This is a genomic window from Streptomyces sp. NPDC091377, from assembly GCF_044757045.1.
Taxonomy (GTDB): domain Bacteria; phylum Actinomycetota; class Actinomycetes; order Streptomycetales; family Streptomycetaceae; genus Streptomyces.
Map to the genome: position 1 here is coordinate 84,799 of NZ_JBIVUE010000016.1, position 12,751 is coordinate 97,549.

Annotated in this window: 9 protein-coding genes; 4 read left to right on the plus strand and 5 right to left on the minus strand. The window is 72.4% G+C overall.

Annotated elements, in window-relative coordinates:
• Positions 1–63: 63 nt before the first annotated feature.
• Complete coding sequence (locus ACIQNG_RS29275; protein ID WP_401489178.1) at positions 64–1,275, plus strand: MFS transporter; 1,212 nt, start codon at positions 64–66, stop codon at positions 1,273–1,275.
• A 7-nt stretch (positions 1,276–1,282) separates the two neighbouring features.
• Here ACIQNG_RS29275 and ACIQNG_RS29280 read toward each other — a convergent pair whose 3' ends face one another.
• Entirely contained in the window at positions 1,283–1,600 is a 318-nt protein-coding gene (locus tag ACIQNG_RS29280) for a DUF6300 family protein (protein ID WP_401489180.1), read from the minus strand.
• Positions 1,597–5,199, minus strand: a complete 3,603-nt coding sequence (gene dnaE, locus ACIQNG_RS29285; protein WP_401489182.1) for a DNA polymerase III subunit alpha — start codon at positions 5,197–5,199, stop codon at positions 1,597–1,599. Before dnaE ends, ACIQNG_RS29280 begins: the two co-directional genes overlap by 4 nt.
• A gap of 138 nt (positions 5,200–5,337) precedes the next feature.
• On the opposite strand from dnaE, the gene ACIQNG_RS29290 reads away from it, so the two are divergent.
• From ACIQNG_RS29290 to ACIQNG_RS29300, 3 genes are all read left to right on the plus strand, one after another.
• The gene (locus tag ACIQNG_RS29290; protein WP_401489184.1) at positions 5,338–6,285 is read left to right on the plus strand and encodes a LysR family transcriptional regulator; all 948 of its coding nucleotides are present in this window, start codon (positions 5,338–5,340) and stop codon (positions 6,283–6,285) included.
• An 81-nt stretch (positions 6,286–6,366) separates the two neighbouring features.
• Positions 6,367–7,758, plus strand: coding sequence for a uracil-xanthine permease family protein (locus ACIQNG_RS29295; protein ID WP_401439727.1), 1,392 nt, complete (start codon positions 6,367–6,369; stop codon positions 7,756–7,758).
• Between the two features lie 136 nt (positions 7,759–7,894).
• On the plus strand, positions 7,895–8,581 hold the full coding sequence (locus ACIQNG_RS29300; RefSeq protein WP_401489188.1) for a DUF5995 family protein: 687 nt from the start codon (positions 7,895–7,897) through the stop codon (positions 8,579–8,581).
• Positions 8,582–8,621: 40 nt separating this feature from the next.
• Here ACIQNG_RS29300 and ACIQNG_RS29305 read toward each other — a convergent pair whose 3' ends face one another.
• The 3 genes from ACIQNG_RS29305 to ACIQNG_RS29315 all read right to left on the minus strand — a co-directional run bounded on the left by ACIQNG_RS29305 (position 8,622) and on the right by ACIQNG_RS29315 (position 12,714).
• A complete protein-coding gene (locus tag ACIQNG_RS29305) occupies positions 8,622–10,322 on the minus strand; it encodes a flavin monoamine oxidase family protein (RefSeq protein WP_401439731.1) in 1,701 nt (566 codons plus the stop codon).
• Between the two features lie 349 nt (positions 10,323–10,671).
• Positions 10,672–11,154, minus strand: coding sequence for an Lrp/AsnC family transcriptional regulator (locus tag ACIQNG_RS29310; protein ID WP_401439733.1), 483 nt, complete (start codon positions 11,152–11,154; stop codon positions 10,672–10,674).
• A 117-nt stretch (positions 11,155–11,271) separates the two neighbouring features.
• On the minus strand, positions 11,272–12,714 hold the full coding sequence (locus ACIQNG_RS29315; RefSeq protein ID WP_401439771.1) for a GuaB1 family IMP dehydrogenase-related protein: 1,443 nt from the start codon (positions 12,712–12,714) through the stop codon (positions 11,272–11,274).
• Positions 12,715–12,751 lie beyond the last annotated feature (37 nt).

Genomic DNA, 12,751 nt, shown 5'->3' on the forward strand with positions numbered 1-12,751 from the left:
ACATCCGCCCCCCTTGCCGTGTCCTGACGACACCCGACGGGGAGAGTGCGGAGCATGAGTGGGATGGCCCGAGGGATCCATGACCAGCGGGTGGTGCGGCATGCCAGGTATGCCGTCGCCGCCGTGTTCCTGGTGCATGGCTCCGTGACCGGCTCGTTCGCGACCCGGGTGCCCTGGATCCAGGACCACGCCGGGGTCAGCGCGGGCCAACTGGGCCTCGCGCTCGCCTTCCCGGCGCTCGGCGCCTCGCTGACGATGCCGCTGGCGGGCCGGATCAGTCACCGGTTCGGCGCGAAGACGGCCCTGCGGGGTCTGCTGGCGCTGTGGACGCTGGCCCTGACCCTGCCCTCACTGGCACCGAACCTGGGGACGCTCTGTCTCGCCCTGTTCGTGTACGGCGCCACCGCCGGTATGTCCGATGTCGCGATGAACGCGCTCGGCGTCGAGATCGAGAACCGGCTCGACCGCTCGATCATGTCCGGGCTGCACGGCATGTGGAGCGTGGGCGCCCTGCTGGGCTCGGTCGGCGGCACCCTCGCCGCGCACCTGGACACCGACGCGCGGGTCCATCACCTGATCGCGGCGGGCGTGCTCACCGTGCTCGGCCTCGTCGCCTGCACCTGGGTCCTCGACCTCCAGCCCACCGAGGACGAGGAGGCGCCGCCGCGGTTCGCGCTGCCGCCCAAGTCGGCGGTGCTGATCGGCGCGGTCGGTTTCTGCGCGGTCTTCGCGGAGGGCGCGAGCCTCGACTGGTCGGCGGTCTACCTGGAGGACGAGCTGGGCACCTCGGCGGGTCTCGCCGCCGCCTGCACCACCGGCTTCACCCTGACGATGGCCATCGCCCGGCTCGCCGGTGACAAGGTGGTGGACCGCTACGGTGCCGTCCGCACGGTCCGGCTCAGCGGTGTCGTCGCCACCCTCGGCGGGCTCCTGATCGTCTTCGGCGGTCATCCGGCCGTCGCCATGACCGGGTTCGCGCTGATGGGTCTCGGCATCGCGGTGGTCGTGCCGCTGTGCTTCGCCGCCGCCGGCCGCAGCGGGAACAACCCGAGCCAGGCCATCGCCGGTGTCGCGACCATCACGTACACCTCGGGGCTGATCGCGCCGAGCGCGATCGGCGGACTGGCCCAGCTCACCAGCTTGGTGGTCTCCTTCGGTCTGGTGACCCTGCTCTCCTGCGGGCTCGCCGTCTTCGCCAAGGTGCTGCGGGCCGGCGACCGCGGCGGCCCGAAGGTCGACACCCCCGGCGCGGCGGCCCCCGAGCCCCTGCACTGAGCGCCCCCTACAGGGGGGCGCGGTGGCGGAGTGCTTCCAGCCAGCGCGGCACGAGCGCGGCGAGCCGCTCGGGTCGTAGGCGTGCGGGATCCCCCGTGACGAGGGCCAGCAACGGCTTCGCCGCGGGGTCGTCCGCGTCGCAGGTCCCGCACAGGAGGGTCTCCCTGAGGCCCTCCACCGGGGTGCCGGAGCGGTTGTGCCAGGTGTGCGGGTGGCGGGCGAGCAGGACGGCGGGGGCGGTGCAGCGGGGGCAGGGCGGGGTGGTGGAGAAGCGGAGTTCGAGGGTGCGGGTGCCGGAGCGCCGCGGCCCGGGGCCGTGGGTCATGCCACGCCCTCCCATGCCTCGGGGCCGAAGGCGCCCTTCACCTCGGAGGCGAGGGCGGAGGCGTCGACCGTGGCGGGCAGCGCGTAGACGGTGGTGGTGCGGGTGCCCCGGACGGTGAGGCGGACCGGGCTGTCGCCGGGGTGCTCGGCGAGCATCCGCCGGAGCGCGGCGACGGACCGCTCGGTGACCCGGTGGGCGGGGAGGGTGAGGCGGACGGGCGGGCGTCCGCCGTGCTCGGCGCCGGAGACGTCGAGCACGGTGACCTCCTTGCCGAAGACCGTGAGGGTGCCGTCGCGGTCCTCGACGCGGCCCCGCACGCTGACCACGGTGTCCTCGGTCAGCGCCGGCTGGACGAGCGGGAACACGGCGGGGAAGAACAGCACCTCGACGGCGGCGTCCCGGTCGGCGAGCTGGACGACGGCCCAGGCGTTGCCCTGCCGGGTGAGTCTGCGCTGGACGCCGGTGATCAGACCGGCGAGGCGTACGTCGGCGGCGGCGCGGCCGGAGCCGAGCAGGTCGGCCACGGTGCGGTCGCGGGCCGCGGCGAGGAGGTGCTCGGCGCCGTCCAGCGGGTGCGCGGAGACGTACAGGCCGAGCATCTCGCGTTCGGTGGACAGGAGCAGGCGGCGCGGCCATTCGGTGTCGTCCACCGGGAAGTCCAGGCCCAGGAGGGTGTCCGGGCCGTCGCCGGGGTCGGGGGCGAGGCCGGAGAAGAGGTCGTCCTGGCCGAATCCGGCGGCCTTCCTCACCGGGGTCACGGCGTCGATCGCCGCCTCGTGCACCGCGGTCAGGCCCTTGCGGGTGTGGCCGAGGGAGTCGAAGGCCCCGGCCTTGACGAGGGACTCCACGGCCCGCTTGTTGAGTGCGGGCAGGTCGGCCTTGGCGAGGAAGTCGGCGAAGGAGACGTAGGGGCCCTTGCCGCGGCGGCCCGCCACGATCGCCTCGATCACCCCGTCCCCGACATTGCGCACCGAGCGCAGTCCGAAGCGGACGTCGTCGCCGACGGCGGTGAACTCGGCGGCGGAGGCGTTCACGTCCGGCGGCAGCACCCGCACGCCGTTCCCGCGGGCGTCGGCGAGGTAGACGGCCGCCTTGTCCTTGTCGTCGCCGACCGAGGTGAGCAGCGCGGCCATGTACTCGGCGGGGTGGTTGGCCTTGAGGTAGGCGGTCCAGTAGGAGACCAGGCCGTAGCCGGCGGTGTGGGACTTGTTGAAGGCGTAGCCGGAGAACGGCAGCATCACGTCCCAGACGGCGCGTACCGCCTCGTCGGAGAAGCCGTTGGCCCGCATGCCGCCGTGGAACTTCTCCCACTCGGCGGCCAGCACCTCGGGTTTCTTCTTGCCCATGGCCCGGCGCAGCATGTCGGCGCCGCCGAGGGTGTACCCGGCGAGCTGCCGGGCGATGGCCATGATCTGCTCCTGGAAGATCAGCAGGTGGTGGGTGGAGCCGAGGATCGGGTCGAGGGCCTCCTTCAGTTCGGGGTGGATCGGGGTGGGGTCCTGCCGGCCGTTCTGCCGCAGGGCGTAGTTGGTGTGGGCGTTGGCGGCCATCGGGCCGGGCCGGTAGAGGGCGTTGGCGGCGGCGATGTCCTCGAAGCGGGTGGGGGCCATCAGCCGCAGCAGGGCGCGCATGCCGGCGCCGTCGAGCTGGAAGACGCCGAAGGTGTTGCCGTCGGCGAGCAGCCGGTAGGTCCTGGCGTCGTCCAGCGGGATGACACGGGTGTCGGGGTCGCCGTCGAGCGGGTCGACGGTGGCGAGCCGGATGCCCCGGTTCTCCCGGATGTTGGTGATCGCCTGGTCGATGACGCCGAGGTTGCGCAGGCCGAGGAAGTCCATCTTGACCAGGCCCATGGCCTCGCACGACGGGTAGTCGAAGCCGGTGATCCGGGCGCCGTCGGCGGCCCGCAGGTGCAGCGGGATCCGGTCGGTGAGGCGGGTCCTGGAGAGGATCACGGCGGCGGCGTGCACTCCGGTGCCGCGGGTGAGCCCTTCGACGCCGCGCGCGGTGTCGACGACCCGTCGCACATCCGGTTCGCTGTCGTACAGCCCGCGGATCTCGCCGGTCTCGGCGTGCCGGGGGTGGCCGGGGTCGAACAGGGCGTCCAGGGGGGCGGAGGTGCCGTTCTGGTCGGGCGGGAGGGCCTTGGTGATGCGCTCGCCGTGGGCGTAGGGGTAGCCGAGGATGCGCGCGGAGTCCTTGATGGCGTTCTTGGCCTTGATCCGGCCGAACGTGTTGACCAGGGCGGTGTACTCGTCGCCGTACTTCTCGGTGACGTAGCGGACCATGCGGTCGCGGCGGCGGTCGTCGAAGTCGAGGTCGACGTCGGGCGGGTTGATCCGCTCCGGGTTGAGGAACCGCTCGAAGAGCAGCCCGTGCTCCAGGGGGCACAGCTCGGTGATGCGGGTGGCGTAGGCGACGATGGAGCCGGTGGCGGAGCCCCGGCCCGGTCCGACGGGCACCCCGGTGTCCCGGGCGTGGCGGCAGATGTCGGCGACGACGAGGAAGTACGAGCTGAAGCCCATCGGCCCGATGACCGCCATCTCGGTCTCGAACCGCTCCAGGACGGGGGCGGGCAGCGGGTCGCCGTAGCGCAGGGCGAGGCCCTTGAGGCACTCCTTGCGCAGCCAGGACTCCTGGGTCTCGCCCTCGGGCACGTCGGGGAAGCGGGGCATCTCGTCGACCTGGTCGAAGACCTCGTCGTAGGGCTCGACGCGTTCGGCGATCAGGAGGGTGTTGTCGCACGCCTCGGGGAGTTCGGCGAACAGGGCGCGCATCTCGGCGGCGGTGCGCAGGTGGTAGCCGGAGCCGTTGAAGCGGAAGCGCTTGGGGTCGTCCTTGTTCTTGCCGACGCCGATGCAGAGCAGGGTGTCGTGGGCGTCGGCCTGGTCCTCGGTGACGTAGTGGGCGTCGTTGGTGGCGAGGAGCGGGAGGCGCAGGTCGCGGGCGAGGCGCAGGAGGCCGTCGCGGACCTGGCGCTCGATGGCGAGGCCGTGGTCCATGAGTTCCAGGAAGTAGTTCTCGGGGCCGAAGATCTCCTGGTAGGCGCCGGCCGCCGCTCTGGCCTCGGCGTACTGGCCGAGCCGCAGCCGGGTCTGGATCTCGCCGGAGGGGCAGCCGGTGGTGGCGACGATCCCGCCGGGCCGCTCGGCGATCAGCTCGCGGTCCATGCGGGGTTTGCCGGCCGGGAACTGGCCCTCGTAGCTGGCCCGGGTGCTGAGCCAGAACAGGTTGCGCAGTCCCTGGGCGGTCCGCGCCCACATGGTCATATGGGTGAAGCGTCCGCCGCCGGAGACGTCCTTGGAGCCCTCGCCGTCGTCGCCGGTCGCGCGGCGTCCGCCGGGGCCCCAGAACTCGCGGGTGCGGGCGAAGCGGGAGGAGGGGGCCACGTACGCCTCGATGCCGATGACCGGCCGGACGCCGTCGAAGTCCTGGGCGACCCGGGCGAACTCGTAGGCGCCGAACATGTTGCCGTGGTCGCTCATGGCGATCGCGGGCATGCCCTGCCGGGCCACCTCGGTGAACAGGGGGCGCAGTTTCTGGGCGCCGTCGAGCATGGAGTACTCGGTGTGGTTGTGCAGATGGACGAAAGAGTCAGACATGGCGAAGCCCTCTCCGGGTGAGTGACGGAGCAGGTCAGAGGTGGAATTGGGGCCATCAAAGCGCCCGCGGCGCGGCCGGATCAAACAACCTTCCGGCCCGCGTGCCACAACCGTTCGTTGTGTCCCTAGGCTGTGGCTGTGGATCTCAACGCCGTACGCACCTTTGTCGCCGTCGCCGAGGCCGGTCAGTTCCAGCGGGCCGCCGTCGATCTCTCCCTCACCCAGCAGGCCGTCTCCAAGCGGATCGCCGCGCTGGAGCGGGAGCTGGGGGTGCGGCTGCTGACCCGGACGGCGCGCGGGGCCGACCTCACCATCGACGGGCAGGCGTTCCTGCCGCACGCCCGCGCGCTGCTGAGCGCCGAGGAGCGGGCCACGGCCGCCGTACGGCCCGGCAGCAGGGCGCTGCGGGTGGACATCGTCGGGCGGCGGCTGTGCCTGGCCGGGGTGCTGCGGGAGTTCCACCGGCTGCGGCCCGACCTCGCGCTGGACGTGGTGACCCTCCCGAGTGCCGAGGCGGCGGTGGCCGCGCTGGGCGACGGCACGATCGACGCGACGTTCCGGGCGATCACCATGCCGGGACAGCGGCTGCCCCGGGAGATCGAGGCGGAGCCGGTCCTGGACGAACCGCTGTTCCTGTTCACCGGCCCCGGTCATGTCTACGCGGGCGCGGCCTCGGTGAGCCTGCCGGATCTGGCCGGGCACCGGATCTGGATGCCCGGCAACGCGCCCGGCACCGAGTGGGCCGCCTACTACGAGGCGCTCGCCGCCGACTTCGGGCTGACCATCGACACCCTCGGCCCGAACTTCGGCGTCGAGGGCCTCATCGACACCGTCGCCGGCTCCACGACCGTCGCGACCTTCCTCGGCGAACACACCCCGCTGGTCTGGCCCTCCGGCTACGACCTGCGGCTCGTCCCGGTGCGCGACCCCACCCCGGTGTACCCGCACTCCCTGCTCTGGCACGGTGAGAACCCGCATCCGGCGCTGGCCCCGCTCCGCGCTCATCTGGCCGCCGTCCAGCCGGACCGGGACGAGGCGGGCACCTGGCGGCCGGGCTGGGCACGGCGCCCGCGGGGACACCACTGAGCCGCGCGCCCCTGGTCAGGAGCATCCGCCCCCACCCCCGACAATGTTCCTGACCTGCACGCACGACGAAAGCGACACCCCATGGATCTCGGCGTCCGCTGGAAACTGCACGGCGACGGACGCACCCCGGCGCCCGGCGCGGTGGTCCGGCCCGATGAGCGGCTGTCGTGGCCGCGTACCGCCGGGCTCGGCGCACAGCATGTGGTGGCGATGTTCGGCGCGTCGTTCGTCGCGCCGGTGCTGATGGGGCTCGATCCCAACCTGGCCATCATGATGTCGGGTGTCGCGACGATCATCTTCCTGCTGGCGACCCGGGGCCGGGTGCCGAGCTATCTCGGCTGCTCGCTGTCGTTCGTCGGGGTCGCCGCCGTCATCCGCGCCCAGGGCGGCAGCAGCGCCACGGTGACCGGGGCGGTGCTCGTGGTCGGCGCCGCGCTGTTCCTGGTGGGGCTCGCCGTGCAGCGGTTCGGCGCGCGGATCATCCACGCGGCGATGCCGCCGATCGTGACCGGCGCCGTCGTGATGCTGATCGGCTTCAACCTGGCCCCGGTGACCGCGACCACCTACTGGCCGCAGGACCAGTGGACGGCGCTGCTGGTGATGCTCTTCACCGGGCTCGCGGTGGTGTGTCTGCGCGGCTTCTGGTCCCGGATCGCGATCTTCCTGGGGCTGCTCTTCGGGTACGGGATCTCCTGGCTGTTCGACCGGGTCTTCGGGCAGATCCACTCGGCGGACGGCAGCGGCAAGGTCACCGACCACTGGCGGCTCGACTTCTCCGCCGTCGGCCAGGCCGACTGGATCGGGCTGCCCGCCTTCCACGGCCCGTCCTTCGAGTGGTCGGCGATCCTGGTCGCGCTGCCCGTGGTGATCGCGCTGGTCGCGGAGAACGCGGGCCATGTGAAGGCCGTCGGCGAGATGACCGGCGACAACCTGGACAGCAAGCTCGGTACGGCGATCTCCGCCGACGGCGTCGGCTCGATGCTGTCCACCGCGGTCGGCGGCCCGCCCAACACCACCTACTCCGAGAACATCGGCGTGATGGCCGCGACCCGCGTCTACTCCACCGCCGCCTACTGGGCCGCCGCCGGTTTCGCCCTGCTCTTCGGCCTGTGCCCCAAGTTCGGCGCGATCGTCGCCGCGATCCCGGGCGGGGTGCTCGGCGGGATCACCGTCATCCTCTACGGCATGATCGGTCTGCTCGGCGCCCAGATCTGGATCAACGCCAAGGTCGATCTGCGCAATCCGCTGAACCTGGTCCCGGCCGCCGCGGGCATCATCATCGGCGTCGGCAATGTGTCCCTGGAGATCTCCGACAACTTCTCCCTCAGCGGCATCGCGCTGGGCACGCTCGTCGTCATCACCGGCTATCACGCCCTGCGCGCCTTCGCCCCCGCCCATCTCAAGACGCAGGAGCCCCTGCTGGACGAGGGCACCAGTTCCTACGACGCCCCGTCGCCGCCCGCCAAACCGTAGGCGCGGTCCGGGGTGGAGGTCCCGGGGCCGCCCTCGCGCCCCGTACGGGCCCTCCCGACCCGGACGGGTCCCCCGTTCTGGGGAAGCGTCGGGCACGCCGGTACCCGGGGCGGCCCAGGGCTGGGACTCTGCCTGCATGACGCAGTTGGAACAGGTCACCACTCCCGTCGACGCGGTCCTCGCGCGGATGCGCGCGCTGGACGGGACGTTTCCCTCGGGGGACGGGGTCGCGGTCTTCCACCGCGTCCACCTCGCCGTCACGGAGGCCGCGGACCGGCGGACCGACACCGGCCGCCTCCCGGGCCGCGGGGCCGCGACCGCGCTGGACGCGCGGTGGGCGGAGCGCTATCTGACAGCGGTCGACGCGGCGGCGGAAGGGCGCCGTCCGCCCGCCTGCTGGCGTCCGCTGTTCCAGCTCCGCAGACATCCCGGGGTACGGCCGTTGCAGTTCGCGCTGGCCGGGATCAACGCGCACCTCGGGCATGATCTGGCGCTCGCCGTCGTGGACACCTGTCGTGCGCTCGACTGCGCTCCCGCCGATCTGGAGGACGAGTTCGACCGCGTGGGCGATCTCCTCGGGACGCTGGAGGAGCGTGTCCGCGACGATCTGATGCCGGGCCCCGACCTGCTGCGGATCGCCGACCCGCTGACGCATCTGCTGAGCGCGTGGAGTCTGGAGCGGGCCCGCGAGGCGACCTGGTCGGCGGCGCGGGCCCTGTGGGCGCTGCGCCATCTCCCGGATGTCGCGGAGGAGTTCACCGACCGCCTGGACGCGGCGGTCGGCTTCGCGGGCCGCATGATGCTGACCCCGCTCCCCCGCTGAGCCGGTCGGGCACGCAGGCGGGGCGGGGCGGGTACGGCGTTCAGTCCTCCGGCAGTTCCACCGGCGCGATCTCGTCGTAGAGGTCGCCGGGCCCCGGGTTGGCCGGGTCGCCGGCCCCGCCGAAGTGGCGCATGACGCCCCAGACGGCGTTGAGCGCGGTCTGCACGGCGCCCTCGGCCCAGCCCGCCGTCCAGGAGATGTCGTCGCCCGCGAGGAAGATGCCCCGCTTGTCGGCGGGCAGCCGGTCCTGCATGAAGTGGGTGAACAGCCGCCGCTGGTAGCGGTAGTGGCCGGGCAGGTTGGCCTTGAACGCGCCCATGAAGTAGGGCTCGTTCTCCCAGGAGACGGTGACCGGGTTGCCGATGATGTGGCGGCGGATGTCGACCTGGGGATAGATCTCCCCGAGCGACTTCAGCATGACCTCCATCCGCTCCCCGGCGGACAGCGGCAGCCACTTCAGACTGTCGTCGCACCAGGTGTACGACAGACAGATCACGGCCGGCCGGTCGGGACCGTCGTCCAGCAGATAGGTGCCGCGGGTCATCCGGTCGGTGAGGGTCATCGACATGGTGTCCCGGCCGGTCCGCTCGTCCTTGTCCAGCCAGAACGGCCGGTCCACGGGCACGAACAGCTTGGACGACTCCATGTAGTGGGTGCGTTCGATCGCGGTCCAGTGGTCGATCGGGAAGAGCGCGTCGTCGCAGGCGATCTTCGACAGCAGCATCCAGGACTGGGCGGTGAAGACGGCCGCCCGGTAGGTGCGGATGTCCCCGGCCGCGTCCGTCACGGTGATGCGGTTGCCGGCGGTGCGGTGCAGCCGGGTGACGGCCGGGCGCGGCTCGCCGTTCTCGTGCAGCGCGGACAGGGACGTACCGAGGGCCCAGTGCACGAGCTTGCGCGGTGCGCGCTCCCACAGGCGCAGCGGAAGCTGCTGGGAGCCGCCGACGATGCCGCGGTGGTGGTCGTCGGCCTCGGTGTAGACGACCCGCAGGATCTCCAGGATGGAGTTGGGGAAGTCGGTGTCCCAGCCGCCGGTGCCGAAGCCGACCTGGCCGAAGATCTCCCGGTGCCGGAAGGACTTGAAGGCGTCGGAGTCGCAGAGGAAGCCGTAGAAGGTCTGGTTGTCGAGCCGCTCCACCAGCCGGGCCCAGATCTCCCGGATGCGTGGCACGTCCCGCTCGCGCAGGGCGCGGTTCATGTCGGAGAAGTCGGCGCCCTCTTCGAGGCAGCGGTTCCAGGCGGCGGCGACATCGCGGTAGACCTGGGGGAGGTCGGCGGCCGTCTCCGCGTAGTGCGACTCGCCCTTCAGGTCGACGACCGTGGAGGGGGTCGCCTCGGCCAGCGGGTTGGGGAACGGCCGGGTCTCCAGGCCCACCAGGTCGATGTAGTGCTGGAGGGCGGTGGAGGAGGGCGGGAAGCGCATCGCGCCCATCTCGGCGGTCAGGCCCTCGGTGCTGGGGCCGTCGAAGCCGACGGTGCGCAGCCGGCCGCCGATCTGATCGGCCTCGTACACGACCGGCTTGAGCCCCATCTTCATCAGCTCGTACGCCGCGACGATCCCGGAGAGCCCGCCGCCGATGACGGCGACCTCGGCGCCGTGCTCGGTCGCGGGGATCTGGCCGAGGCCCGCCGGGTGGGCGAGGTAGTCGTCGTAGGCGTAGGGGAAGTCCGGACCGAACATGGTGATCGGCGGCTGCTGCTCGTCGGCGTGCTCGACGGCGTTGGGCACGGTGGACGTCATGGGGTACGGACTCCTTGCGGGTGGTGCCTGGATACGGCGGCCGTGGCCCGTTCCGGAGCCGCCCGGCGGGCGGGGCGTTCGGCGACGGCGGCGGGCGTCCCCGCGGGCGCGTCGGCACGGGCGAGCGCCCGGGGACGTGCGGGGGCGTGCGGGGACGTCTACGAAGGTACGGGCCGGGCCCGACCGGGGACAAGGCGTGACCGTTGCGTGTGACCAGGCATTTCGTTGCGCGCCTGGCGGGGTTCCCGGCGATTCGTTGCGCGGGGCCGGGCGGTCGGGTCAGGGGGGACCGGGCGGTCGGGTCAGGGGGGACCGAGCGGTCGGGTCAGGGGGTGGTGGGGCGGCCGGGTCAGGGGGTGGTGGGGGGTGCCGGGGGTGTTCCCTGCGGCCCGGCGGAGAAGCGGCGCAGCAGCGGGGAGAGGACCAGGACCGACTTGGTGCGTTCCACGAAGGGCTCGCCCGCGATCCGCTCCAGCACCCGTTCGAAGTGGCGCATGTCGGAGGCGAAGACCTGCACGACGGCGTCCGCGTCGCCGGTGACGGTGGAGGCGGACACCACCTCCGGGTAGCGTTCCAGGCCGCGTTCGATCGCCTCCGGGGAGGTGTTGCGGCGGCAGTACAGCTCGACGAACCCCTCGGTCTCCCAGCCGAGTGCCGCCGGGTCGACCCGCACGGTGAAGCCGGTGATGGCGCCGGCGGCGCGCAGCCGGTCCACCCGCCGCTTCACCGCCGGGGCGGAGAGCCCGACCAGGGCGCCGATGTCGGCGTAGGAGCGGCGGGCGTCCTCGGCGAGGGCGTGGACGATACGTTCGTCGAGTTCGTTGAGTCGCACGGCGGGTGGTTCGCACTTTCGCAGGTCGTACGGGCGCGGAACCCGGGCCGGGAGGCCCCGGACGGTGCCCCGCGCCCTCGGGGGGGGTGCCCGGGTCGCGGGGACCCGGGCGGGGGCTCAGCTCCAGCTCGCGTGCAGCGGCTTGCCCTCGGCGTAGCCGGCCGCGCTCTGGATACCGACGATGGCCTTGTCGGCGAACTCCTCCAGGGAGGCGGCGCCGGAGTAGGTGCAGGAGGAGCGGACGCCCGCGATGATCGAGTCGATCAGGTCCTCCACGCCCGGCCGGTCCGGGTCGAGGTACATCCGGGAGGTGGAGATGCCCTCCTCGAAGAGCGCCTTGCGGGCCCGGTCGTACGCCGACTCCTCGGAGGTCCGGTTGGCGACCGCGCGGGCGGAGGCCATGCCGAAGGACTCCTTGTAGAAGCGTCCGCCGGCGTCCTCCTGGAGGTCGCCCGGGGACTCGTAGGTCCCCGCGAACCAGGAGCCGACCATCACGTTGGACGCGCCGGCGGCCAGCGCCATCGCCACGTCGCGCGGGTGGCGGACACCGCCGTCGGCCCAGACGTGCTTGCCGTACTTCTTCGCCTCGGCGGCGCACTCCAGCACGGCGGAGAACTGCGGGCGGCCGACGCCGGTCATCATCCGCGTGGTGCACATGGCGCCGGGGCCGACGCCGACCTTGATGATGTCGGCGCCCGCCTCGACCAGGTCCTTCACGCCCTCGGCCGACACGATGTTCCCGGCGACGATCGGTACCGCCGGGTCGAGGTCGCGGACCAGCTTGATCGCGCTGATCATCGACTCCTGGTGGCCGTGCGCGGTGTCGATGACGACGGTGTCCACCCCCGCGCCGAGAAGCTGCTCGGCCTTGCCCGCGACATCGCCGTTGATCCCGACGGCGGCGGCGATCCGCAGCTTGCCCGCCGCGTCGACCGCCGGGGTGTACAGGGTGGCGCGCAGGGCGCCGGTGCGGGTGAGGATGCCGGCGAGCCGGCCGTCCTTGGTCACGGCGGGCGCGTAGCGGCGGTTGGCGCCGTCCAGGGTGTTGAACGCCTCGCGCGGGTCTATGTCGGCGTCGAGCAGCAGCAGGTCCCGGGACATCACCACGGCGAGCTGGGTGAAGCGGTCGACGCCGGTCAGGTCCTGGTCGGTGACGACACCGACGGGCCGGTACTCGGCGTCCACGACGACACCCGCGTTGTGCGCCCGCTTGGGCAGCAGCGCCAGGGCGTCGGCGACCGTCTGGTGCGGGGAGAGCACGATCGGGGTGTCCAGGACCAGGTGGCGGCTCTTCACCCAGGACACGACCTCGGTGACGACCTCGATCGGGATGTCCTGCGGGATGACCACGAGCCCGCCGCGCCGGGCCATCGTCTCCGCCATGCGCCGCCCCGCGACGGCGGTCATGTTGGCGACGACCAGCGGAATCGTGGTGCCCGTACCGTCCGGGGAGCTGAGGTCCACGGCCTGCCGTGAACCCACCGCGGAGCGGCTCGGCACCATGAACACGTCGTCGTACGTCAGGTCGTACGAGGGCCGGATGTCGTTGAGGAAACGCACGTGCTGCACATCCCAGTCGTTCAGAGGCGGCCCCCGG